The organism is Streptomyces sp. NPDC018947 (assembly GCF_044390505.1).
Lineage (GTDB): Bacteria > Actinomycetota > Actinomycetes > Streptomycetales > Streptomycetaceae > Streptomyces.
The window spans coordinates 1-24,219 of record NZ_JBIRZD010000011.1; the positions used below are offsets into that span (position 1 = coordinate 1).

Sequence of the window (24,219 nt, forward strand, 5' to 3'; positions counted from 1 at the left end):
TCAACCCCATGATCGCCGGAGCCGCCATGGCCTTCTCCTCCGTCTTCGTCGTCGGCAACAGCCTCCGACTCCGCACCTTCACCACCACCCACTGAGCAGTCCCCGCGAGGGGTGAGGGCGGGCCCGACGGCCCGCCCTCACCCGTTTCTCGCGCTCCGGGGGCTCATTGGCGGCTGACCGTACGGGTCACGCCCGCGACGATCGTCGTCGCCAGGATCCAGCCGGTGAGGATCAGGCCGTACGACAGCCACTGGTACCAGCTCTCGGGGGCGAACGCCGTCTCCTGGCCGAAGCTGATGACCGGCAGCAGCAGGTCGAGGGTGTAGAAGACGGGGTTGAACTCGGGGGCCTCGTCCGCCTTGACGGGGCGCGGATGCTCCATGCCGTAGGCGATCGACCCGACGGTCATGAGGGACAGCAGCCACAGGGCCGCGCGCAGCGGGCGGAAGCCGTAGCCGACCGCGGCGTCCTGGACGTACCCCCACACCTTGCCGTACCAGGTGAGGCCGGCGCGTCGGCGGCGCTGCTTGGCGAGCTGGACGAGCCGGGCCGCGTCGTCGTCCCCGACGTGGCGGTAGGCGGCCGTCAACTGCTCGTAGCCGTACGGTTCGTACCGGTCGCCGTCCCGTTCCAGCATGGGAAGGCGGCGCTCGGCGGGCTCGTGCGGGGCGAGCACGGTGTACGTGAGATTGCCCAGGTGCACCTGGTCCGGGAGCATCTCCGGTTCGAGGGTGAGGATCTCTATCTGGGAGCGCCGCAGGTTCAGGGCGCCCCGGACGCGTGGCCCGCCGCGCAGCCAGAGTTCGCCGATGACGCTGCTGCTCGCCCGCAGTGCCGTGTCGCCCGGATTCGACAGGCGCGCGTGGAGCAGGTCGAGGCGGCCCGCTATGCGCGAGCCGCGGAGCTCGACCCGGCCCCGCGCACGCAGGCACCGCGCCCGCACATGACCCCCGACCTGGAGGTTCTGCGCGTCCAGCGCGGTGCCGCCGGGCCGGTCGAACTCGGCGTCCTGGAGGTTGATCCGTCCGGTGACCATGGCGCCGGTGAGCCGAACCTGGCCGTGCGCGCGCATCTCCGGTGCCCACAGGTCGTCGCCGATCGACGCCTGGTTGAGCTGGAGCACCGGCTCGGAGTCGTCCGGCGCCGTGAACCGCGCCCGCTCCAGGAACAGCGCCCCGGAGATCTGCGCCCCGCCGAGCCGCACCGGCCCGCGCACCCGGCAGTCCGTCATCCGCAGCACCCCCTCGACCCGCAGGGTGGCCGCGGTCAGGCCCGGCAGCAGGGACCTGCTCAGATTGAGCTGGCGCAGATGGGCCCCGTAGAGGTCGGGGGCGTTGTCGAAGTGGCAGTGGCTCAGCCGTACGGGGGCGTCGACCGTGGCGTACTTCAGGTCGAGCACCCCGGTGATCCGCGCCCCCGTGATCTTGAGGGCGGCGATCTCCCCCTCCTCCTGCGGAGCCCTGAGCAGCAGTGCCCGCAGCACGCTCGCCCTGACGGTCCGCTCGGCGCCCCAGGTGTCGCCGGGCTCCGGGGCCTCGTCGCCGTCGGCGCGGAAGTCCACGGACGAGCCCCGCGGGAAGGCTCGCCAGACGCGCGTCTCGGCCGGCGTCAGATCGTCGGTATCGCTCACGGCGGGACTCTGACGTGCGGTGTTCGGGGTGTCAACCGCCGGAAACGACAAGACCGTTCCGCCCGACGGGGTCGGTACGGAACGGTCCTTCGGAGGCGTGGGCGCGACAGCCGCCCACGCTCAGGCCCTGACGGACTCGCCGGCCGGGGTCGCGGGGTCCTCGGCCGCGGACGCCGGGCGGCCCCGCATCAGTACGGCGGTCAGCAGTCCGCCGACGGCCGCGACGGCGGCGGCGCCGAGGAACGCGGCGCTGAAACCGTCGGTCAGCGCGGGCAGATCACCGATCCGGTCCGCGCCCCGGGAGGTGGCCAGCGCGGTCAGGGCGGCGAGGCCCAGCGCGGAACCCACCTGGTAGGTGGTGTTGACGATGCCGGAGGCCAGGCCGGCCTGCTCCTGCGGGACGCCCGAGATCGCGGACATCATGGCCGGGATGTAGGCCAGCGACATGCCGGTCGCGGCGACCAGCGAGGCCGGCAGGACGTCGACGGCGAAGGTGCCGGTCGGTTCGACCGCGGCCAGCCAGACCAGGCCCGCGGCCAGGACGAACAGGCCTCCGGAGATCAGCGGCTTGGCGCCGAAGCGGCCCAGCAGGCGGGCGGTGATGAGGGTCATGAAGAGCATCAGCAGACCGGTCATCGGCAGCAGGGCGGCGCCGCTGGCGAACGCCCCGTAACCGAGGACCTGCTGGAGGTAGAGGTTGAGGAAGTACCACATCGGGATCCAGGCGGCGCCCAGCAGCGTCATCGCCAGGTTGGACACGCCCAGCCCCGGAGTGCGCCAGACCCGCAGCGGCATCAGGGGCGTCCTCACCGACCTCTGGACGAGGAGGAACAGGGCCAGCAGCACGGCCGCGCCGAGGAGTTCCAGCACCGTCTGGCCGGCACCCCAGCCGACCTCGGGCGCGCGGACCACCGCGAACACGGCGAGGGCCAGACCGGCGGTGACGAACGCGGCGCCGAGGACGTCGACCGAACCGCGGCTCGGCGCGACGGCGGGCAGCAGCCCGGTGGCGGCGAGGGTCACGAGACCGATCGGGACGTAGATGACGAAGACCCAGGGCCAGCTCGCCCACTCGGTGAACACGCCGCCCAGGAAGACGCCCGCGGTGCCGCCGGCGGGGGCCGCGGCGCCGTAGAGGGCGAGTGCCTTGCCCAGCTCCTTGGGGTTCTGGCCGAAGAGCATCATCAGCAGCGTCATGGAGGCGGGCGCGATCAGCGCCCCGCCCACGCCCTGCACGGCGCGGCCCACGACCTCGACCCAGGCGGTGCTCGCGGCGGCGGCGACCACGGAGCCGGCGATCAGCACGACCCATCCGCCGGCGAACACCCGCCGCGCGCCCAGCAGATCGGACAGCCGGCCGCCGAGCAGCAGCAGCCCGCCGAAGGCGATGACGTACGCGTTGAAGACCCACTGCAGATCGCCCTGGGAGAAGCCCAGGTCACGCTGCATCTCCGGAAGCGCCACCCCGATGATCGAGGTGTCCATGATCACCATGAACTGAGCGGCGGCCAGCACGGCGAGTGCCCACCAGCGCCGCGGATCGGCGGTTGACATGGCTTGATCCCTCCCAACGACATGGATACCCCCATGGGGTATCGCTCAGGTGGACTGAACGATATACCCCCCTGGGGTATTCCGAAAGGAGGGGGAGGCGATTACCTCCGAGCGGCGGGCGGCCTCGAGGCCCGGCGCGCGTTCATCCGTGCCGTCGTGCGTTCCGGCCCGACCGCCGCCGCACCGTGAACAGGCCGGCGAGGACGCCGAGGGCCCAGGCGATCAGCAGCGCGCCCCACAGGGGCATCGTCACCATCGGGACGAGAAGCCGGATCTCGACACTCGCGTCGTTCTCGAAGATGAAGATCAGGGCGATCGCTGTGATCACCGCGAACGGCAGGAAGCGGCGGACGCCGGGGCGCGAGAGGAAGGATCCGTGCGCCTTGTCCGTCCTGGTCCGAGTCATGGGGTCTCTCCATCGTGTTCCCCCCCCCCGCATCCAGCGTCCTCTCCCTGCCCGTGGCCCGCCACCGAGAGGACGCGGCGGGCCGGACGCCGCCTGCGGCCCGGCGCCGGCCGGGCCGCACGCGGGCCGGTCGGCCGGCGGCACCCTCAACGCGTCTCGCGGCCGTGCGGATCGCCACCCCGCTGCACCACGCACAGGGCCCAGATGACGAAGCCGGAGATGGTGATCATGACGACGGACCACACCGGGTAGTACGGCAGGGAGAGGAAGTTGGCGATGATCACGAGTCCGGCGATGGCGACTCCGGCGACGCGCGCCCACATCGCCGTCATCAGCAGCCCGACGCTGACCGCCACGGCGACGGCGCCCAGGGCGAGGTGGACCCAGCCCCAGCCCGTGAGGTCGAACCTGAAGACGTAGCTGGGCGTGGTGACGAAGACGTCGTCCTGGGCGATGCCCATGATGCCCCGGAAGACGTCGAGCAGTCCGACGAGGAAGAGCATCACGGCAGCGAAGGCGGTCAGGCCGGTCGCCCATTCCTGCCTCGCGGTGTGCGCCGGGCGCGGGTGTACAGCGGTCATGTCGGGCCTCGTTTCGTGGGTGCGGTTGCTGTCAGTGGGCAGAGGTGCCGGTGCCGGTGCCGCCCGTGTGGGCCGCCGGACCGTGACCCGTCAGGACCAGTTCCTTCGCCCTGCGGAACTCCTCGTCCGTGATGCCGCCCCGGTCCCGGATCTCGGAGAGCCGGGCGAGTTCGTCGACGCTGCTGGACCCGCCGGCCGCGGTCTTCCTGATGTACGCGTCGAACTGCTCCTGCTGCGCACGGGCCTGCGCCACCTCACGGCGGCCCATGTTCTTCCCGCGGGCGATCACGTAGACGAACACGCCCAGGAAGGGCAGGAGGATGCAGAACACCAGCCAGCCGGTCTTCGCCCAGCCGCTCAGTCCGTCGTCCCGGAAGATGTCCGCGACGATGCGGAAGAGCAGGACGAACCACATGATCCACAGGAAGATCATCAGCATGGTCCAGAAGGCGCCCAGCAGCGGATAGTCATACGCCAGGTAGGTCGGTGCGCTCATGTCCGTCCTCCGTTCCGGGCGGGGCCCGGCCGTCGTTCCCCACCGGACTTCAGAGTGGTCACGGGGCGCACCGCGTGGCATCACCCGGCGAGGGTGAGTGTGCTCGCCGCGACGGGACCACCCGTCAGGGGTGATCCGCCGACGCCACCGGGCGGTGAGGGTGGGAAGCGGAAACGACCGGCCCACCGGGCTCGGACACGGCGAAGAGACGTGCGGATGAGCGATACGGACACCGACGGGGGACAGGCCCTGGCGGGGGCGGACGGACTCCGCGCCGGGCGGGGCGCCGCCGCCGTCGCCCTCGCCCGTGCCGCGTTCATCGCCGCCGGCCTCGTCACCGCCTACTACCTGCTGCCCCTGGACGAGCACCTGACGGCCGGCGCGTCCCTGCTGCTGGCGGGCGGCCTGCTGGTGGTCCTGCTCGTGTTCGCGTGGGAGGTGCGGGCCATCGCGCGGTCCCCCCATCCGCGTCTGCGGGCCGTCGAGGGCCTGGCCGCCACGCTGGTGCTGTTCCTGGTCCTCTTCGCCGTCGCCTACTACCTGCTGGCCCGCTCCGCGCCGGGCTCCTTCAGCGAACCGCTGACCAGGACGGACGCCCTGTACTTCACCCTGAGCACGTTCAGCACCGTCGGCTACGGGGACATCACGGCGCGCTCCCAGACCGGGCGGGTGCTCGCGATGGTGCAGATGGCGGGCGGGCTGCTGCTCGTCGGCGTCGCCGCCCGAGTGCTGGCGAGCGCCGTGCAGACGGGACTGCGCCGCAAGCTCCGGGAACCGCCCGCCGGTGCCGGTCCCGACGAACCGGAGGCCGGACCATGACCGTACCCAGCGCCTTCACCGCCTCCCTGCCGCCGGCCGAGCGGGCCGCGTACGGCAGGAAGGCGCGCAAGCGGGCCTCGCGTTCGTGCCACGGCTGGTACGAGCCGGCGCAGCGGCGCCCCGACCCGACCGGGATCCTGGAACGCCAGTCCGCCGAGCGCGTACCCGCCCTGGTGCCGATCCGCTACGGCCGCATGCTGGAATCGCCGTTCCGCTTCTACCGGGGCGCGGCGGCGGTCATGGCGGCGGACCTGGCCCCCCTGCCCAGCAGCGGACTCCAGGTGCAACTGTGCGGCGACGCGCACCCGTTGAACTTCCGGCTGCTGGCCTCGCCCGAGCGCCGCCTGGTCTTCGACATCAACGACTTCGACGAGACCCTGCCCGGCCCCTTCGAGTGGGACGTCAAGCGGCTGGCGGCGGGCCTCGTGATCGCGGCACGGGAGAACGGCTTCTCGCGCAAGGAGCAGGACGGCACCGTACGGGCCTGCGTGCGGGCGTAACGGGAGCGGATGCGCGAGTTCGCCGGCATGCCCACCCTGGACATCTGGTACGCCCAGGACGACGCCGACCACCTGCGGGCGCTGCTGGCGGCGCGGGCGGAGGACGAGGCGGGCCACCGCCTGCGCGAGGCGGCCGCGAAGGCACGCACACGGACCCATGAGAAGGCGTTCGCCAAACTCACCCGCGTCACGGCGGAGGGCCGGCGCATCGCACCGGACCCCCCGCTGATCACCCCGCTCGGGGACCTGACGGCCGAGCGCTCCGAGGCCCGCCGTGAGGAGCAGCTGCGGTCCCTCGTGGAGGGCTACGCGCGGACCCTGCCGGTCGAACGCCGGCACCTGCTGCGCCACTACCGGCTGGTGGACATGGCCCGGAAGGTGGTGGGCGTCGGCAGCGTCGGCACCCGCTGCTGGGTGCTGCTCCTGCTCGGCAGGGACGACGACGATCCGCTGCTGCTCCAGGCGAAGGAGGCCTCGGAGTCGGTGCTGGCCGCCCACACGGGCGGTGAGCGTTACGGCAACCAGGGCCGCCGGGTGGTGACCGGGCAGCGCCTGATCCAGACCACCAGCGACATCTTCCTCGGCTGGACGCACGTCACCGGCCTCGACGGACAGGGCCGGGACTTCTACGTGCGCCAGCTGTGGGACTGGAAGGGCATCGCGCGGCCGGAGACCATGGGGCCGGAGCTGCTCTCCCTCTTCGGCCGGCTGTGCGGGGCCTGTCTGGCCCGGGCGCACGCCCGCTCGGGCGACCCCGTCGCACTCGCCGCCTACCTGGGCGGCAGCGACCGCTTCGACCGCGCGCTCGCCGAGTTCGGCCGGTCCTACGCCGACCAGAACGAGCGGGACCACCAGGCTCTCGGCGCCGCCCGCAGCGCGGGCCGGATCGAAGCGCGACACCGGTGAGAGCGGCGGAGGGCGCGCAGGCCGGTCCGCGTCACTCCGGGAGCTGCCGCATCTCCAGGACCCGCAGCCCCAGTGACTGGCAACGCGTCAGCAGACCGTACAGGTGGGCCTCGTCCACGACACTGCCGAACAGCACCGTCTGCCCGGACATCACCACGTGCTCCAGCTCCGGGAACGCCTTGGCCAGCGTCTCCGACAGGTGTCCCTCGACTCGGATCTCGTAGCGCACGGGCGGTCCCTCCACCGGACGGGCTCGGGACGGCGTCCACGACCCGGCGCGGACGGAGTCCTCTGTGCCGATCGTCCGTCCCCGAGCCCCCGGGGGCCTCACCCTGGGCAGGTGACTCGCGGCGGCCACCGCGCCGGCGCGGTCCCTCAGTGCGTCAGGGCGATCTTGAGGACGACGATCACCAGGCCGAGCAGCACGTTGACCGACGCGGTGGCGGCCATCAGCCGCCGTGAGGCCCCCGCGCGGTGGGCCGCGGCGACGGACCAGCCCACCTGCCCGGCGACGGCGACGGACAGCGCCAGCCAGAGGGCACCCTGGACGTCCAGCCCCAGCAGCGGGCTGACGGCGACGGCCGCGGCCGGCGGCACGGCGGCCTTGACGATCGGCCACTCCTCACGGCACACGCGCAGGATCACCCGCCGGTCCGGCGCGTCCCGGGCGAGGCGTGCGCCGAACAGCTCGGCGTGGACGTGGGCGATCCAGAACACCAGGCCGGTGAGCAACAGCAGCAGGACCAGTTCGGCGCGGGGGAACGAGCCGAACGAGCCGGCGCCGATCACGACGGAGGCCGCGAGCATGGACCCGTAGACGCCGCCGGTGTAGTCGGCGTGCGCCCGGTGCTCGGCCCGGCGCTCCCGCCGCTGTGTGGCCCGTCGGGACCCGGTCGTGCCTGAGGACACCAGGGTCTCCCTTCCCGCTCAGCCGGTCGGACCGGTCGTTCCCGCCGGGTCGGCGTCGAGGCCGGGGCCGGGCGGCGGCCGGACCGCCCGGGCGGTCGGCAGAGGGGCGGTGACCAGGAAGCCGGCGAGCGCTACGCCGCCCGTGGCCAGGATCGCCGCCTTCAGCCCCTGCAGTTGGGCGGAGGCGTAGGAGTCGGCGACGGCGTCGGCCTCGGCCGGTGGCAGACCGGCCCGCTCGGCCGCGGTACGCACCTGGTCGGTGGAGACGAAGGTGATGCCGGCCTCCAGGCGGACTCCGACCTGGTCGCGGGTCGCCTGGGACAGCCGCGGGTCGTCCGCGACCTGGGTGGTGAGGGCGCCGGCGAGCGCGCCGACGAGGATCGAGCCGATGAGTGCGGTGCCCAGCGCCGAACCGAGGTTCTGGGCCGTGAACTGAAGCCCTCCGGCCTCGCTGCGCTCGTCCTCGCCGACGTCGGACTGGACGATGTTGCCGAGCTGCGAGGCGAGGAGGCCGACGCCCACGCCCAGGACGGCCATCGCCCCGGCGAACTGCGCGTCGTCGATGACCGGGTCGATGGTGGCGAGCAGCCACACGACGGCCGCCACCAGGACCACCAGGGCGAGCCGCACCACCCTGCGCGGCCCCACCCTGCGCCCCAGCGAGGAGCCGCACAGGGAGGTCACCAGCATCGTGGCGGACACCGGCAGCAGGCGCAGCCCCGTCTGGAAGGCGTCGAAGCCCTGCACCACCTGGAGATACAGGGGGATGGCGAAGAACAGACCCAGGAGGATGAGGTTCTGGCCCAGGAGCGTCGTCAGCCCGGCCCGGAGCACGGGCCTGCCCAGCAGGGCCAGGTGCACCAGGGGGTCGGCACCCCGGCCCGTACGCCGCCGCTCCCAGAACCGGAAGGCGGCCAGCACGACGAGTCCGGCGCCGACGACGAACAGGGTGGGGGAGAAGCCGAGGACGGTGAAGGGCGGGTTACGGGGTTCCACCCAGCCCCAGGTGCTGCTCTGCAGCACCCCGAGCACGCCCAGCCCGAGCCCGGCGGCGGAGAGCACCGCCCCGACCCCGTCGAGCCGGGGACGGCGCCCGGCCGGAGCGGGTGCCGCGATCAGCCGCCGGCACAGCAGCACGGCCGCGACGACCACGACCTCGCCCGCGAACACCAGCCGCCAGGAGAGGTACGTCGTCATCCAGCCGCCGAGCATCGGGCCGACCGCGATCCCGGCCCCGGCGAGGCCGCCGACGACCGCGAAGGCGACGGCCCGGTCCCGCCCCCGGTAGGACTCGGCGACCAGGGCCGCCATCGCCGGGAGCACCATGGCGGCCCCGAGCCCTTCGACGACGGACCAGCCCAGCGTGAGGACCCACAGCGTGGGCGCCACGGCGGTCACGGCCGACCCCACCCCGTACACGGTCAGCCCCGCCAGGAACACGCGGCGCCGTCCGAAGATGTCCCCGAGCCTGCCGCCGATGAGCATGAAAGCCGCCATGACCAGGGCGTACAGGGTGATGACGGCCTGGATGGCGGTGACCTCGGTGTCGAAGTCCTCGACCAGTTGGCTGATCGACACGTTCATGACGGAGGTGTCCAGCACCATCAGGAACTGGGCCGTGCCCAGGACCGCCAGGGCCCGCCAGTGCTTCACGTCGTCTCACCTCCGCGGGTCGGCCCGGCGCGCCGGGGCACGCTTCCCCTATCGCACCCCGGCGGTGGCGCCGTGTGCCTCACCCCTCGCGGGGGAGGTCACAGGAGGCCGAGGCCGCGTGCCCGGCGCACCGCCTCGTTGCGCCGGTTCACGCCGAGCTTCCGGTAGGCGCTCTTGAGATGCGTCTTCACCGTGTTGACCGACACGTACAGGTCGGCGGCGATCTCCTCCGTGGACATCATGCGGGCCAGCCGCCGCAGCACATCGCGCTCGCGTCCGCTCAGCTCCACCGCCACCAGGGGCGGCGGACCAGGTTCGGGCCGGGGTCGTTCCCCGCGTCGCCGTGATGGCTCGGCCACGAGCCAGCCCTCCGCCAGTTCGTGCAGCGGGTCCGTGGCCAGCATCGGCCGGAGCCACTCCCCGGCCCGGAGGAAGGGGCGCCGCAGCCGCTCGCGCCGGGCGTCCAGCAGCGCCCGCGCGACGAGCCTGCGGGCGGTCGCCTCATCGCCCGCCTCCGTGGCGGCCCGGGCCTTCACCAGTGCCGCGCCCACGCTCACCACGGGGCCGGTGCGTCCTTCGGTGCGGATGCTGTCGAGCAGTTCGACGGCCGCCCGGGGGCGTCCCGCGGCGATCTGGAGGGCCGCCGCCTCCACCGCGCACACCGGCTGGTCCCCGGAGAAGCCGCGGAGTATCCGGGAGGCTTCGTCCGGCCGGTCCTCGGCCAGACGGGCGGCGGAGCGGACGAGTGCCGCGTGGCCCTGCGCCCAGGGCGATGCCACGGCGGCGGGGACGGCCGGGTCCGCCGCCTCCACGGCCGCACCCGCTTCCCCGCTGTCGAGCAGCAGCCGCGACACGGCGATGGCCCGCCCCGCCGTCGGCACCGGATCGTGTTCCCTCGCCGGGAGCCGGGCCGTCTCGTCGAGCAAGGTCCGGGCCCGGTCCAGTTCGTGGCGGTCGACGGCCACCGCCGCCAGGACCAGCCGGCCGATGCCCGCGCCCGGTGGCCGGGGCAGCCCCGCCCGCTCTCCCTCCGACACAGCGGCCATGGCCTTGCGCTCCGCGCGGCCGAGCCAGCCGTTGAGGTAGTCGAGCAGGGCCAGGTGTCCCATCGCCTCCACCCGCGGCAGCACGGTGGCGGCCCCGCCAGGAGTGCCGGCCGCCGTGGTCAGGACAGCACGCGCGTCCTCGAACCGCCCGTCCCACAGGCGTGCCGACCCCACGTGCGTCAGCAGGAGGGCCGTCAGTTCCGGGTGCTTGCCGAGCAGAGGGGCCGGAAGCTCCCGCACCAGCTCCTCGGAGGCCGCGGCGGCCTCCTCGGCCCGGGCCGGGCATCCGGTGAGCCGGGCCGCCAGCGCCTCCAGCAGCGTGCAGCTCAACCGGACCGGTGCCAGGTCGGGAGCGTCGTCGGGCAACCGTTCCCGCGCCCCCCGCAGCCGGGCCAGGCCGTGACCGAGGTCGCGCCGGGCCAGGGCGCGGGCCGCGCGTACGACGTCGCTCGCCGGACTCCCGGCCTCCGGCCCCATGCCGGCGAAGAGCTCGGTCAGGTCGTCGGAGCGCAGGCCCGTGAAGAGCTGGCCGATCGCGAGGTCGTCGACGAGGGCGCCGGCCGCGAGGTCCCAGTCGCCCCCGGCGGCGGCGTGGGCGAGCGTCTCGGGGAGGAACCCGGAGCGGCGCAGCCACCGCGCGGCCCGGCGGTGCAGTTCCGGCTCCACACCGGGCATGCGTTCGCGCAGGTGGGCCCGGAGTATCTCCCGGAAGAGCGGATGCAGCCGGTACCAGGAGTGCCCGAGCCGCTCGATGAACGCGTTCTCCCGGTGCAGCCCGGCGAGGAGGGGGGCGGCGTCGGTCCGCAGGGTCAGGGCGTCGGCCAGGCCCGGACAGAAACGGTCCAGGACGCTCACGCGCAGCAAGAGGTCCTGGGTCTCCTCCGTCCTGCCCTTGAGGACCTCGGCGAGCAGGAAGTCCGCGACCGTACTGTGGTCCGCCTCGAACTCCTTCAGGTAGCGCTCGGGGTCGGTGCTCTCCCGGGCCGCCAGGGCGGACAGGCGCAGACCGGCGGCCCAGCCCCGCGTTCGCTCCACCAGCGCGGACGTGGCGTGCGCGGGCAGACGCAGGCCGTGCAGTTCCAGCAGCGCGCCGGCTTCCCCGGGAGTGAAGGCCAGCTCCGCGCCGCGGATTTCCGTCAGCTCGCCGGCGGCCCGGTACCGGTGCAGCGGGAGGAGCGGTTCGGTACGGGTGACGAGGACGAGGCGCAGTCCCCGTCCGGCGTGGCGCAGGACGAACTCCAGCTCCTGGGCGACCTGGGGAGCGGTCATCCGGTCGTACTCGTCGAGCACGAGGACCACGGGACGGTCGCGGGCGTCCAGCTCGGCGGCGAGCGCGCCCAGCAGCCCGCGTCCCACGCCCCCCGAGTCCGCGGGGGTACCGACGGCCCCGGCGGCCCGCGCGCCGCAGGCCCGCAGGGTTTCGAGGACGTAGGCCCAGAAGACCCCGGGCCGGTGGTCTCCGGCCTCCACGGTGAGCCAGGCGACCGGCAGCCGCAGACCTGCCGCCCAGTCGGCCGCCAGCAGGGTCTTGCCCGCCCCGGCCGCGCCGTTGACCAGCGTCAGCGGTGTCGTGAGTGCCTGGTCGAGATGGTCGACGAGCCGCTGCCGCCGCAGGAACGTGGCAGGCCGCGAGGGCAGGGCGAACCGGGTGCGCAGGAGGGGGTCTCCCAGCGGGTCGGTGTCGGCGCCGGCCCCGGCCGGTTCCCGGGCCGTGTCGTCGCTCGCGGCCACGGCCTCACCCCCGCGGTCCGTCGGCGTACTCGGGCCGGAAGGGACGCAACTCGCCCCCGCCCGGCCGGACGACGCCGTAACTGCTCTCCGGCACCTCGTTCCACGCGCCGGGCAGGTCGCCCAGGGGCTCCGACACGACGAGACGGGTCTCGTCGGAGAGGCCACGCAGGAACGACACGTCCGGGTGGAGCGCGCGCAGGGCGTCCACCCTGGTGCTGACGAACAACGAGCGCGAGCGGCCCTCACTGGAGTAACGGAAGGCCCACACGCTCTCACCGTCGGTCACTGCGACGGTCATCTGCAGCGGGTGCGGGACGCCGTGCGCCTCCGCCGTCGTCTCGACCAGTCCCGCCATGCGCGCCACCGCACCGGGCGGGTCGTCCGTCAGACCGAAGGTGAGGGCGAGGAAGAACATGACCTCGGAGTCGGTGGAGCCCTCTATGCGGGCGTACCGGGCCGGATCGACGGCCAGGGCGAGGTCACGCCGGAGTCGGCGGAAGTCGCTGATCACCCCGTTGTGCATCCACAGCCAGCGACCGCTCCGGAACGGGTGGCAGTTGCTCTGCTGCACGGCCGTTCCGGTCGAGGCCCTGATGTGGCCGAAGAACAGCCCCGAGCGGGTGTGGTGGGCGACCTCCTGCAGATTGCGGTCGTTCCAGGCCGGGCCGACGTCCCGCAGGACTGCCGGCTCGGCCATGTCCCGCGGGTACCAGCCGATGCCGAAGCCGTCGCCGTTGGTCGTCTCCACGCCCATGCGGGAGTGCAGACTCTGGTCGATCAGGGAGTGCTCCGGCTCGAACAGGACCTGGCTGAGAAGGACGGGTGTACCCGAGTAGGCGATCCAGCGGCACATGGCGACGCCCCTTTCGGCGGCGGTGACGGCGCCTTTGTGGTGGGCCCGGCCGCGGACTCCGCCGTGGCCCGGCGCACGGGGAGCGTCGTCCCGTACCTGCTGCCAGTATCGCCAACGGCGGCCGGCGCGGCACGCCGACGAGGGGGCGGTGCCCACCGCACCCCGGGACGCAGGCGTCCCGACGCGGTCAGACGGCCGCGGCCGGGCGCGGTTCGCCGTGGAAGACCTGCCGGGCGTGCCAGTCCCGGTGAGCCGCGGCGACAGGGCGTGCGCCGGGCCGCGGGCCGACGAGCGGCCGGCCCGCGAGGGCGGTGACGTGCTCGCGGGCGGCGGCGCTGTGACCGACGAAGCGCTGCGAGACCAGGACGCGCCGGTCGTCCCCCACGCCGAGGACGCCCTTGTCGAAGAGCTTGTGGTGCAGCGCGCACAGGCACAGCCCGTTCTCGACCTCGTCGGGTCCGCCGAACGCCCACCAGCGCACGTGGGCGGCCTCCAGCCCGACCGGCACCGCGCCGATCCTGCCGTCGTACCCGCAGAAGGCGCACCGGTACTCGTAGGCGGTCAGCACCAGCTCCCGCATTCGCGGGTCCCGCCGCCTGCCGCGTACCGCCGCGAGCCGCCCGGCCGGTTCCGCTTCCAGGCCGACGGCTTCGCACAGCTCCCCGTGCAGGGAGGGCGGGAAGTGCAGGTCCAGCAGCAGGCGCGCGATCCTGCCGAGCAGGTCCGGTTCCCGTCGCAGCGCCGCTCGCAGGTCCGGCGCGAGCCGCCCGGTGGCACCCGTCTCACGGAGGTCCCGCACCCCGCTGCCGGGGCTGCCCGGCCCTCGATCGGTGCGGACTTCCCACACGCCGTCACCGACCAGGTGGTGGAAGGGGTACGCGGGTGTCGTCCTGTGGGGCGGCCCGTACTCGACGAGCAGGCGCTGGAGGTCCCGCTCCACGGCGGTGTACCGCAACCCCCCGTCGGGGTCCTCCCGGTACCGGCCGAGCGCGTACAGCAGCAGAAGTGGCTTGTGCGGAGCGCGCGTTCCCCGCTGGGTCCACTGCCTCAGCCTCGCGATCCGCTCCAGCCAGTCCATGACGGCCGATCGTAGACGCACCCGCCGACAGGCGTGCGGGCGCCGGCCGACAACCGCGCCCGCGGCACGGGGGAGTTGGCCGGCTCCACCCGGTGTCCGGCCCGACGGCCCTTGCCCCGCACGGAAAAGGGCGAGGCCCGAAGACCCCGCCCGCTGCCGCTGCGCCCGTGACTCAGGGCCACACCAGGCAATAAGGCTGATGCCCCGCCTCGTGCAGCCGGTGCGAGAAGTCCTGCCACTCGTGCAGCAGTTGGTACACGTTGAACGCGTCCCGCGGGCCGCCCCGGTCCGGGACCGTGGACCAGATGAAGGCGGCCGCGCCGACCGCCTCCTCGCCGATGCCGCGCAGGGGGTCGACGACGGTCATCGGGAGCTTCACGACCGCGTAGTCGGGGTGCAGGACGACCAGTTCCAGCGGGGGGACCCGGTGCAGGGGCACGCCCTCGATGCCGGTGAGGACCATCGCGGCCATCGTCTCCGGCTTGATCTTGGTGAACATGCCGTTCATGCCGAGCTCGTCGCCGCCGAGTTCCTCGGGGCGCATCGAGATCGGGACGCGGGCCGCGGTCGCGCCGTCCGGCGCGCCGAAGTACTTGTACGTCACCCCCACCCGACCACCATTCCCGCTCCCCGCCCTCGGCCGGTCGACCCGCCGGTCGAGCCGGTCGGGCTCGATCGGCGCACCGTGCGCGTGCCGTGTCTCGCGTGCTTCGGCCGTTTCCTCCGCCTCGCGTCGGTGCCTGCCCCGCCGGGCACGTCGGGGACCCAGATCGTCGGTCCCCTCGCCCAGTCCGCCACCGCGATGCATATCTCCACCCGACTGCTTTTCTAGGACGCGTGGCGCCCGCCGCGCAACCCGATCATCGTGTCAGTGACCTCCCCCACGGCCGCCCGCCGAAACGTGCGGTGAAACATATGTCTGTCCATATGTCCGCAGGACGCCGGCAACCTCTCTCCACGCCGTCATCGTGAGCTGCGTGGACGGGCTCCAGTCTGGCAGACGACACGACGTTCGGGCGGGTTGTCTACCCTGAATGAGGTCACCCTGGGCAACCAGAGTCCGAGAAGTCGGAGAAGGTCGAGAAGGTCGGAGAAGTCGCAGGTCATGAGCGAACTGGCATATCCATACGAAGCACCGGCCTCGCAGGCTCTGTTCGACCGCGCGGCGGCCGTCACGCCCGGCGGTGTGAACTCCCCGGTGCGGGCGTTCCGCGCCGTGGGCGGCACGCCCCGGTTCATGGTGTCGGGCACCGGGCCGTACCTGACGGACGCGGACGGGCGTGAGTACGTCGACCTCGTCTGCTCCTGGGGTCCGATGATCCTCGGCCACGCGCACCCCGAGGTGATCGCCGCCGTGCAGGAGGCCGTCGCGCGCGGCACCTCGTTCGGCACGCCCGCCGAGGGCGAGGTCGCGCTCGCCGAGGAGATGGTCGCCCGCGTCGCGCCGCTGGAGCAGGTGCGACTGGTCTCCAGCGGGACCGAGGCGACGATGTCCGCCATCCGGCTCGCCCGCGGCTTCACCCGGCGCACCAAGGTGATCAAGTTCGCCGGCTGCTACCACGGCCACGTCGACTCCCTGCTCGCCGCCGCCGGCTCCGGCGTCGCCACCTTCGCGCTGCCCGACACCCCGGGCGTCACCGGCGCCCAGGCGAGCGACACGATCGTGCTGCCGTACAACGACCTGGAGGCCGTGCACGCCGCCTTCGCCGCGCACCCCGGCGAGATCGCCTGCGTGATCACCGAGGCGTCCCCGGGCAACATGGGCGTCGTCCCGCCGCTGCCCGGCTTCAACCAGGGCCTCAAGGACGCGTGCGCCGCGAACGGCGCACTGTTCATCTCCGACGAGGTCATGACCGGCTTCCGCACCAGCCGCGCCGGCTGGTACGGCGTCGAGGGCGTCGTGCCCGACCTGATGACCTTCGGCAAGGTCATGGGCGGCGGGTTCCCCGCGGCCGCGTTCGGCGGGCGCGCCGACGTCATGGCGCACCTCGCCCCGGCCGGCCCGGTCTACCAGGCCGGCACGCTCTCCGGGAACCCGGTCGCCACCGCCGCCGGCCTCGCCCAGCTCCGGCTGCTGGACGACGCGGCGTACGCCAAGGTCAACGCCGTGTCCGAGCAGATCCAGGGCCTGGTCACCGAGGCGCTGAGCAAGGAGGGCGTCGCGCACACGCTGCAGACCGCCTCCAACATGTTCTCCGTCTTCTTCACGGACCGGCCGGTGCGCGACTACGAGGACGCCAAGGCGCAGGAGTCCTTCCGCTTCACCGCCTTCTTCCACTCGCTGCTCGCCGACGGCGTCTACCTGCCGCCGTCGTCCTTCGAGTCCTGGTTCGTGTCCACCGCCCACGACGAGCGGGCCGTCCAGCGCATCGCCGACGCCCTTCCGGCGGCGGCCCGCGCGGCTGCGGAGGCGACCGCGTGAGCACCGGGGACAAGCGGGACGACCTGACCGTCGTCCACGTGATGCGGCACGGCGAGGTCGAGAACCCGACCGGCGTGCTCTACGGCCGCCTGCCCGGCTACCACCTCTCCGAGCTGGGCCGGCGCATGGCCGACCGGGTCGCCGAGCACCTCGCCTCCCGCGACGTGACGTACGTCGTGGCCTCCCCGCTGGAGCGGGCGCAGGAGACGGCGACGCCGATCGCCAAGGCGCACGGCGTGGACCTGGACACCGACGAGCGGCTGATCGAGGCCGACAACGTCTTCCAGGGCAAGACCTTCGGCATCGGCGACGGCGCGCTGCGCCGGCCGGCCAACTGGAAGCACGTCGTCAACCCGTTCAAGCCGTCCTGGGGCGAGCCCTACGTCGACCAGGTGGTGCGGATGATGGGCGCGCTGACCGCGGCGAAGGACAGGGCGCGCGGGCACGAGGCGGTCGTCGTCAGCCACCAGTTGCCGATCTGGATCCTGCGGTCGTACGTCGAGCGGCGGCGGCTGTGGCACGACCCGCGCAAGCGGCAGTGCACGCTGGCGTCCCTGACGACGTTCACGTTCCAGGGCGACCGGATCGTGTCCGTCGGTTACACCGAGCCCGCCCGCGACCTGGTCCCGGCCCACCTCCTCGCGGGGGCCAAGCCGGTGAAGGGGCAGGGCAAGGCCTTCGGGGCCTGACGGTTCCGCGGCGGGACGGCCGCCCCCGGCCGCGCACCCCGTTACGGAATCCGCACAAATATGCGGAACCCGCACGTTCGTCACGTCCTCTCACCGAGTGACCACCAGAGGACGTGACGAACGAGGTTGCGATGCGCACTTCCACCCGCACTCTCACCCGCAGGGGGATGCTCGGACTCGGCGCGGGCGCCGCGGCCGCGGCCGGGCTCGCGGGCTGCGGTTCCCACACGTCGTCGGGCGGCTCGCACCAGGCGGCCGGTTCCGGCGCCCGGCCCTCGGCGTCCGCCTCCGGCAAGCCCCCGGCGCGGCCCATCGGCGACGGCTCCACGGCGTACACGGGCAAGCAGCCGCACCAGCCCGAGGCGCCCGTGCCGCTGGAGCCCGGCCAGACGCCGCCGCAGTTCGTCGTCTTCTCCTGGGACGGGGCGGGGGAGGTCGGCAACGGGCTGTTCCCGCGCTTCCTGGACCTCGCCCGGGAGCACGGCGCGCACATGACCTTCTTCCTCTCGGGCCTGTATCTGCTGCCCGAGTCGAAGAAGCGCCTCTACGACCCGCCGAACAACCCGCGCGGCGCCTCCGACATCGGCTACCTCACCGACGCCCACATCAAGGACACGCTCGCCGGCGTCCGCCGCGCCTGGCTGGAGGGCCATGAGATAGGCACCCACTTCAACGGCCACTTCTGCGGCGGCAGCGGCACGGTCGGCAACTGGACCCCGGCGCAGTGGCGCAGCGAGATCGACCAGGCGAAGTCGTTCGTGAAGCAGTGGCGGACCAACACCGGCTGGACGGACCTGCCCCCGCTGCCCTTCGACTACGACAAGGAACTGGTAGGCGGCCGCACGCCCTGTCTGCTCGGCCAGGACAACCTGCTGCCCGCCGCCCGCGAGCTGGGCTGGCGCTACGACGCCTCCTCGCCCGGCGGCCGCCAGGTGTGGCCGGTGAAGAAGGACGGGATCTGGGACCTGCCGTTGCAGCAGATACCGTTCCCCGGGCACTCCTTCGAGGTCCTGTCGATGGACTACAACATCCTCGCCAACCAGTCCCTCAACTCGACCAAGGCGCCCGCCCACAACTACCCGGGCTGGCGCCAACAGGCCACCGACGCCTACATAGCCGGATTCAAGCGGGCATACGAGACAAACCGGGCACCCTTCTTCATCGGCAACCACTTCGAGGAGTGGAACGGCGGCATCTACATGGACGCCGTCGAGAACGCCCTCGAACACATCGCGCGGGAGAAGGAGAAGGGCGGTGACATCCGGCTCGTCTCCTTCCGCCAGTTCACCGACTGGCTGGACGCGCAGAGGCCCGAGGTGCTCGCCAGGCTGCGCACGGTCGAGGTGGGACAGCGTCCGGCCGGTGGCTGGAACGCCTTCCTCAAGGAGGCCCCCGCGAGCGGCTCCACGGCCCCGGCGGACGCCGCCTGAAATGCGGGTTCCGGTCCGCGAGGGGGGTGCCCAAGATCCCCGGAACGGACATGCGAAACTTTTCACATGAGTGCCGCCAGCCGCGCCCCCCTGCGCTCGAACCGCACCGCCAGAGTCCGCCGTCGCGCCGCCCTGACCACCGGCGCCGCCGTGGCAGCGCTGCTCGTCTCCGCGTGCGGGTCGGGAGGGACGTCCGGCGGAGGCGGCCAGACCGGGTTCATCACCGGCTCGGACGGCATCTCCACCGTGAAGAAGGGCGAGCGGGCCGACGCCCCCGACCTGTCCGGCGAGACCGTGGACGGCGGGCGGTTCTCGCTCGCGGACCACAAGGGCAAGGTCGTCGTCCTCAACGTGTGGGGCTCCTGGTGCCCGCCCTGCCGCGCCGAGGCCAAGAACTTCGAGAAGGTCTACCAGGACGTCAAGGACCAGGGCGTCCAGTTCGCCGGCATCAACACCCGCGACACCTCCACCGGTCCGGCCCGCGCCTTCGAGAAGGAGTTCGGGGTCAGCTACCCGAGTCTGTACGACCCGACCGGCAAGCTGATGCTCCGCTTCGAGAAGGGCACCCTCAACCCGCAGGCCATCCCGTCCACCCTCGTCATCGACCGGGACGGGAAGGTCGCCGCGCGCACGCTCCAGGCGCTCAGCGAGGAGAAGCTGCGCAAGATGCTCGACCCGGTCCTGGCGGAGAAGTGACGTGAGCGCACTGTCCACGCTCGCCGCGACGGGCAGCAACGGCACGGTGCTCAACGGCGCCCTGCTGGTCGCGCTGCCCATCGCGCTGCTCGGCGGCCTCGTCTCCTTCTTCTCGCCCTGCGTGCTCCCGCTGGTGCCCGGCTACCTCTCCTACGTGACCGGCGTCACCGGCACCGACCTGCAGGAGGCCCGGCGCGGGCGGATGGTGGCCGGTGCCTCGCTGTTCGTCCTCGGCTTCACGGCCGTGTTCGTCTCCAGCGGCGCCCTGTTCGGCTTCTTCGGCGAGACGCTCCAGGACAACCGGGGCGTACTGACGAAGGTGCTCGGCGTCTTCATGGTCCTCATGGGCGTCTTCTTCATGGGCCTGATGCCCTGGCTCACCCAGCGCGAGTTCCGCTTCCACCGCAGGCCCGTGAGCGGGCTGGTCGGCGCCCCCGTGCTCGGTGCCCTGTTCGGCATCGGCTGGACGCCCTGCATCGGCCCGACGCTCTCCTCGGTGCTGATCCTCTCCTCCCAGCAGGGCACCGCCGGGCGCGGCGCCATACTGACCGTCGCCTACTGCCTCGGCCTCGGCCTGCCGTTCGTGCTCGCCGCGGTCGCCTTCCGCAAGGCGCTCGGCGCCTTCGGCTGGATCAAGCGGCACTATGTCTGGGTGATGCGCGTCGGCGGGATCATGATGATCGCGACCGGCCTGCTGCTGCTGACCGGCGCGTGGGACAGCATCGTGCAGGACATGCAGACCTGGTCCAACGGCTTCACTGTGGGGATCTGACTCGATGAGCACGACTTCGAAAACCGGGTCGGACAAGACCCCTGCCGCACGGCCCGCCGAGGGCGGCGACGAACAGGAACTGGGCGCCGCCGGCTCCCAGCTCTCCACCGCCCCCCGCGAGGAGGCACCCAACCTCCCCGCGCTCGGCGTCGTCGGCTGGATCCGCTGGTTCTGGCGGCAGCTCACCTCGATGCGGGTGGCGCTGGTCCTGCTCCTGCTGCTGTCGCTGGGCGCGATCCCCGGCTCGCTGATCCCGCAGGAGGGCATCGACGCCACCAAGGTCGCGGCGTTCCGCGAGGACCACGACCTCCTGGCGCCGGTCTACGACAAGCTCGGCCTCTTCCACGTCTACAGCTCGGTGTGGTTCTCCGCGATCTACATCCTGCTGTTCGTCTCCCTCATCGGCTGCATCGTGCCGCGCACCTGGCAGTTCGTCGGCCAGCTCCGCGGGCGTCCGCCCGGCGCGCCCCGGCGCCTGACCCGGCTGCCCGCCTACACCACCTGGCGCACCGGGGCCGAGCCGGAGCAGGTCCGCGAGGCCGCCCTGGCCCTGCTGAAGAAGCGCCGGTTCCGCGCCCACACGGTCGGTGACGCCGTCGCCGCGGAGAAGGGCTATCTGCGGGAGGCCGGCAACCTCGCCTTCCACGTCGCGCTGATCGTGATGCTGATCGCCTTCGCCTGGGGCCAGCTCTTCAAGTACGAGGGCAACAAGCTGATCCTGGAGGGCGACGGCTTCTCCAACACGCTGACCCAGTACGACGACTTCAAGTCCGGCAACCTCTTCGACCCGGACCACGACCTGTCGCCGTTCAGCTTCTCCCTGAAGGACTTCCGCGGCACCTACGAGGCGACCGGCCCCAACCGCGGCACCCCGCGCATCTACGAGGCCAAGGTCGTCTACAGCGAGGGCGCCTACGGCAAGGACAAGGCGACCACCATCAAGGTCAACGAGCCGCTGGAGGTCGACGGCTCGAAGGTCTACCTCACCGCCCACGGCTACGCGCCCATCGTCACCGTCAGGGACGGCAAGGGCAACGTCGTGATGGACCGCGAGGCGACCGCGCTGCTGCCGCTGGACGCCAACGTCACCTCCTCCGGCGCCATCATGGTCCGCGACGGCTACCGCAACGCCAAGGGCGTCAAGGAGCAGCTCGGCTTCAACGCGTTCTTCCTGCCGACCTACGGCGGCGAGGGCAGCGCCATGTTCTCGTCCTTCCCGGCGCTGCTCAACCCGACCCTCGCGCTCTCCGCGTACCACGGCGACCTCGGCGTCGACGCGGGCATCCCGAAGAGCATCTACCAGCTCGACCGGACCAACATGAAGGAGTTCAAGGGCGCCGACGGCAAGCTCTTCAAGCAGCTCCTGAAGCCCGGTGAGACCATGACCCTGCCCGGCGGCGCCGGCACGGTGACCTTCGAGGGCGTCCAGGAGTGGGCGAACTTCCAGGTCACCAGGCAGCCCGCCAGCGGCTGGGCGCTCGGCGGCGCCGTCGTCGCCATCCTGGGCCTGGCCGGCTCCCTGTTCATCCAGCGCCGCCGCGTGTGGGTGCGGGCCGTCGAGGGCCCCGACGGCGTCACCGTCGTCGAGATGGCCGGTCTCGGCCGCAGCGAGTCCGCCAAGGTGCCCGAGGAACTCGGCGACCTCGCCGGGATCCTGTACGAACGGGCGCCCGGCGCCCCCGACCCCGAGACCCCCGAACCCCCCGTAGTACCTGCCGAAGGGGCTGAGAAGTGACTCTCGCCGCCGCCACACAACTGGCCGCCGCCACCAACGAGGATCTGGCGAACCTCAGCAACACGCTGATCTACTCCTCGATGGCCGTCTACACGCTGGCCTTCTTCGCCTACATCACCGAGTGGCTCTTCGGCAGTCGCAGCAAGGTCGGCCGCACGGCCGCCGCGCTCACCGCGCAGACGGACGCCAAGGCCAAGGCCGCCCCGGCGGTCACCGTCAAGAAGGCCGGCGGCACCGCCGTACTGGAGCGGCCGGAGGTCGTCGTGCGCGCCGCGGCCGGCTCCCGTGACGTACCCGACGGGCCGGGCGCCCACGGCGGCACCGAGAAGGGCGACCTCTACGGGCGCATCGCCATCTCGCTCACCGTGCTCGCCTTCGCCCTCGAGGCGGGCGGTGTGCTCGCGCGGGCCCTGTCGGTGCAGCGGGCGCCGTGGGGCAACATGTACGAGTTCAACATCACGTTCACGACGGTCGCCGTCGGCGTGTACCTCGCGCTGCTCGCCCTGAAGAAGAACGTCCGCTGGCTCGGCCTGCCGCTGACCACCACGGTCCTGCTGGACCTCGGCCTCGCCGTCACGGTCCTCTACACCGCGAGCGACCAGCTCGTCCCGGCGCTGCACTCGTACTGGCTCTACATCCACGTCTCCACGGCCATCTTCTGCGGCGCGGTCTTCTACGTCGGCGCGGTGGCCGCGCTCCTGTACCTGTTCAAGGACTCGTTCGAGAACAAGCTCGCCACGGGCGGCACACCCGGCCGCTTCGCCAGCTCCGTGCTGGACCGCCTGCCCGCCGCGGCGTCCCTCGACAAGTTCGCCTACCGCGTCAACGCCGCCGTCTTCCCGCTGTGGACGTTCACGATCATCGCGGGCGCGATCTGGGCCGGCGACGCCTGGGGCCGCTACTGGGGCTGGGACCCCAAGGAGGTCTGGTCCTTCATCACCTGGGTCGCCTACGCCTGCTTCCTGCACGCCCGCGCCACCGCCGGCTGGAAGGGCCGCAAGGCCGCCTACCTGGCCCTGCTCGCCTTCGGCTGCTGGCTGTTCAACTACTACGGCGTCAACATGTTCGTCGGCGGCCTGCACTCCTACTCGGGCGTGTAGCCTCCGCGGCACCGGCAGGGCCGGCCCGCATGACCCAGGTCACGCGGACCGGCCCTTCGCGTGCGCGTCGACAGGGGTCCGGTCGTGAGCCGACCGCCCCTCACCGCTCCCCGGCCCGCACCGACCGCCAGATCCGTTCCGGCAGGACGCGTGCGGCCTCGTCCAGGTCGATGTCGCCGAGGGTCAGCCAGCGGCGTGCCGCGCCGACGACGGGGCCGAGTACCAGGGACTCGATCAACGGCAGGGAGAGGGGCGCGAGTTCGCTCTTGTCGACGTGCCGCTGGACCCAGTCGGCCAGCGGGGTCAGGCGGGCCTCCTGGGCGTCGCGGAGCTGCTCGGCCCGGGTCATGCCGAGGCGGTCGGCGCGGGACGAGTGCAGCAGCCTGCCCGCGTCCGGGTGCTCCCGTACGAAGGCCAGGTACGCGCGCACGAGGGCGCGGACGCCGGTCCGGGCGGTGCGCGAACGTTCCAGCGCGGTGACCATCTCGCCGAGCAGCCGCTCCAGCCACCGCAGCAGCAGCGCGTCGACGAGGCCGTCGATGCTGCCGAAGTGGTGGTAGAGGCTGCCGAGGCTCACTCCGCTGGCCCTGGTCACGGCGCTGACGGTCAGCCCCTGCTCGCCGGCCTCGCCGTACACCCGCAGAGCGGCGTCGAGGAGAAGCTCGGCGGTGGCCTCACCACGTTGCTGCTTGGGACTCATGAGGCGACCGTTTTCTCCGGGGGGACCGTGACGACCAGCGTCGCGGAACGATTTTCTAGAAAGATCTTTCAATCCGGGCGGGTGATGGTACAGACTGGGATGCCTGTCCGGACCCGGGACCGTCCGTGCGGCCCGGGGGGAGCGTACGGCCGCCGGGTCCGGGCAGGACCGGGACGCCCGCGTGGACGGTCCGCTCAGTCGCCCTTGGGGTCCTCGTCCTTGTCCTTGTCCTTCTCCTCGTTCAAGGACTTGAGGAACTCCGGGTTGTCGTCCGGGGCCACCCACTGACGCCCGCCGCCGCCCCAGGGCGCCGCGCCGGCCGGCTGCCGCTTCTTGCCCGCGATGATCCAGGAGATCGACCCGACCAGCGGGAACAGCAGCACGAGGATCGCCCACAACGGCTTGGGCATGTGACGGATGTCCTCGTCCTTCGTGCTGATGCAGTCGATGAACGCGTAGACGCTCAACGCCAGTGGCACGAGGAACATCAGCACCCGGAGCATGGGGCCTCTC

At 72.5% G+C, this 24,219-nt stretch carries 22 protein-coding genes and 1 pseudogene; 9 read left to right on the forward strand and 14 right to left on the reverse strand.

The features are described 5' to 3' along the window. Positions 1 to 163: 163 nt before the first annotated feature. From ACH499_RS21035 to ACH499_RS21055, 5 genes are all read right to left on the reverse strand, one after another. The gene (locus tag ACH499_RS21035; protein ID WP_399017507.1) at positions 164 to 1,630 is read right to left on the reverse strand and encodes a membrane-associated oxidoreductase; all 1,467 of its coding nucleotides are present in this window, start codon (positions 1,628 to 1,630) and stop codon (positions 164 to 166) included. Between the two features lie 120 nt (positions 1,631 to 1,750). Next, positions 1,751 to 3,184 carry an MFS transporter gene (locus tag ACH499_RS21040; protein WP_356197496.1) on the reverse strand — a complete coding sequence of 478 codons (1,434 nt, stop codon included), beginning with the start codon at positions 3,182 to 3,184 and terminating at the stop codon, positions 1,751 to 1,753. A gap of 142 nt (positions 3,185 to 3,326) precedes the next feature. Continuing rightward, a complete protein-coding gene (locus ACH499_RS21045; protein ID WP_356197497.1) occupies positions 3,327 to 3,590 on the reverse strand; it encodes a hypothetical protein in 264 nt (87 codons plus the stop codon). A gap of 146 nt (positions 3,591 to 3,736) precedes the next feature. Then, positions 3,737 to 4,171 (reverse strand): hypothetical protein, encoded by a 435-nt coding sequence (locus ACH499_RS21050; protein ID WP_356197499.1) that lies wholly within the window; start codon positions 4,169 to 4,171, stop codon positions 3,737 to 3,739. 31 nt (positions 4,172 to 4,202) lie between these two features. Then, complete coding sequence (locus tag ACH499_RS21055) at positions 4,203 to 4,667, reverse strand: SHOCT domain-containing protein (protein ID WP_399017509.1); 465 nt, start codon at positions 4,665 to 4,667, stop codon at positions 4,203 to 4,205. A 216-nt stretch (positions 4,668 to 4,883) separates the two neighbouring features. On the opposite strand from ACH499_RS21055, the gene ACH499_RS21060 reads away from it, so the two are divergent. Continuing rightward, entirely contained in the window at positions 4,884 to 5,486 is a 603-nt protein-coding gene (locus tag ACH499_RS21060) for a potassium channel family protein (RefSeq protein ID WP_399017511.1), read from the forward strand. Continuing rightward, positions 5,483 to 6,892 (forward strand): annotated as a pseudogene (locus tag ACH499_RS21065) (DUF2252 domain-containing protein). Before ACH499_RS21060 ends, ACH499_RS21065 begins: the two are co-directional and overlap by 4 nt. Positions 6,893 to 6,923: 31 nt before the next feature. On the opposite strand, the gene ACH499_RS21070 reads toward ACH499_RS21065, so the two are convergent. The 7 genes from ACH499_RS21070 to ACH499_RS21100 all read right to left on the reverse strand — a co-directional run bounded on the left by ACH499_RS21070 (position 6,924) and on the right by ACH499_RS21100 (position 14,772). Next, positions 6,924 to 7,121: a hypothetical protein gene (locus ACH499_RS21070; protein WP_356197508.1), complete on the reverse strand. Its 198-nt coding sequence runs from the start codon at positions 7,119 to 7,121 to the stop codon at positions 6,924 to 6,926. Positions 7,122 to 7,267: 146 nt separating this feature from the next. Beyond that, positions 7,268 to 7,801 (reverse strand): hypothetical protein, encoded by a 534-nt coding sequence (locus ACH499_RS21075; RefSeq protein ID WP_399017514.1) that lies wholly within the window; start codon positions 7,799 to 7,801, stop codon positions 7,268 to 7,270. A gap of 18 nt (positions 7,802 to 7,819) precedes the next feature. Continuing rightward, positions 7,820 to 9,454, reverse strand: coding sequence for an MFS transporter (locus ACH499_RS21080; protein WP_399017516.1), 1,635 nt, complete (start codon positions 9,452 to 9,454; stop codon positions 7,820 to 7,822). 98 nt (positions 9,455 to 9,552) lie between these two features. Next, positions 9,553 to 12,231 (reverse strand): LuxR C-terminal-related transcriptional regulator, encoded by a 2,679-nt coding sequence (locus ACH499_RS21085; RefSeq protein ID WP_399017518.1) that lies wholly within the window; start codon positions 12,229 to 12,231, stop codon positions 9,553 to 9,555. Between the two features lie 4 nt (positions 12,232 to 12,235). Continuing rightward, the gene (locus tag ACH499_RS21090; RefSeq protein ID WP_399017520.1) at positions 12,236 to 13,084 is read right to left on the reverse strand and encodes a class II glutamine amidotransferase; all 849 of its coding nucleotides are present in this window, start codon (positions 13,082 to 13,084) and stop codon (positions 12,236 to 12,238) included. A 187-nt stretch (positions 13,085 to 13,271) separates the two neighbouring features. Then, positions 13,272 to 14,162, reverse strand: coding sequence for a phosphorothioated DNA-binding restriction endonuclease (locus tag ACH499_RS21095; protein ID WP_399017522.1), 891 nt, complete (start codon positions 14,160 to 14,162; stop codon positions 13,272 to 13,274). 172 nt (positions 14,163 to 14,334) lie between these two features. Continuing rightward, the gene (locus tag ACH499_RS21100) at positions 14,335 to 14,772 is read right to left on the reverse strand and encodes a hypothetical protein (protein WP_030401649.1); all 438 of its coding nucleotides are present in this window, start codon (positions 14,770 to 14,772) and stop codon (positions 14,335 to 14,337) included. A gap of 495 nt (positions 14,773 to 15,267) precedes the next feature. Here ACH499_RS21100 and hemL point away from each other — a divergent pair, with 495 nt between their 5' ends. The 7 genes from hemL to ccsB all read left to right on the forward strand — a co-directional run bounded on the left by hemL (position 15,268) and on the right by ccsB (position 23,006). After that, positions 15,268 to 16,584: a glutamate-1-semialdehyde 2,1-aminomutase gene (gene hemL / locus ACH499_RS21105; protein ID WP_399017524.1), complete on the forward strand. Its 1,317-nt coding sequence runs from the start codon at positions 15,268 to 15,270 to the stop codon at positions 16,582 to 16,584. 41 nt (positions 16,585 to 16,625) lie between these two features. Beyond that, on the forward strand, positions 16,626 to 17,273 hold the full coding sequence (locus tag ACH499_RS21110) for a histidine phosphatase family protein (RefSeq protein WP_356198161.1): 648 nt from the start codon (positions 16,626 to 16,628) through the stop codon (positions 17,271 to 17,273). A gap of 131 nt (positions 17,274 to 17,404) precedes the next feature. Next, a complete protein-coding gene (locus ACH499_RS21115) occupies positions 17,405 to 18,703 on the forward strand; it encodes a hypothetical protein (RefSeq protein WP_399017526.1) in 1,299 nt (432 codons plus the stop codon). A gap of 66 nt (positions 18,704 to 18,769) precedes the next feature. Continuing rightward, positions 18,770 to 19,399 carry a TlpA disulfide reductase family protein gene (locus ACH499_RS21120; protein ID WP_356197527.1) on the forward strand — a complete coding sequence of 210 codons (630 nt, stop codon included), beginning with the start codon at positions 18,770 to 18,772 and terminating at the stop codon, positions 19,397 to 19,399. Between the two features lies 1 nt (position 19,400). Further along, positions 19,401 to 20,171 (forward strand): cytochrome c biogenesis protein CcdA, encoded by a 771-nt coding sequence (locus ACH499_RS21125; protein WP_356197530.1) that lies wholly within the window; start codon positions 19,401 to 19,403, stop codon positions 20,169 to 20,171. A 4-nt stretch (positions 20,172 to 20,175) separates the two neighbouring features. Next, the gene (locus ACH499_RS21130) at positions 20,176 to 21,906 is read left to right on the forward strand and encodes a cytochrome c biogenesis protein ResB (RefSeq protein WP_399017529.1); all 1,731 of its coding nucleotides are present in this window, start codon (positions 20,176 to 20,178) and stop codon (positions 21,904 to 21,906) included. Further along, a complete protein-coding gene (gene ccsB / locus ACH499_RS21135; protein WP_356197536.1) occupies positions 21,903 to 23,006 on the forward strand; it encodes a c-type cytochrome biogenesis protein CcsB in 1,104 nt (367 codons plus the stop codon). Before ACH499_RS21130 ends, ccsB begins: the two co-directional genes overlap by 4 nt. A 100-nt stretch (positions 23,007 to 23,106) precedes the next feature. Here ccsB and ACH499_RS21140 read toward each other — a convergent pair whose 3' ends face one another. Further along, the gene (locus ACH499_RS21140; protein ID WP_399017531.1) at positions 23,107 to 23,706 is read right to left on the reverse strand and encodes a TetR/AcrR family transcriptional regulator; all 600 of its coding nucleotides are present in this window, start codon (positions 23,704 to 23,706) and stop codon (positions 23,107 to 23,109) included. A gap of 194 nt (positions 23,707 to 23,900) precedes the next feature. Beyond that, positions 23,901 to 24,209 carry a PLD nuclease N-terminal domain-containing protein gene (locus ACH499_RS21145; protein WP_356197541.1) on the reverse strand — a complete coding sequence of 103 codons (309 nt, stop codon included), beginning with the start codon at positions 24,207 to 24,209 and terminating at the stop codon, positions 23,901 to 23,903. Between the last annotated feature and the right edge of the window lie 10 nt (positions 24,210 to 24,219).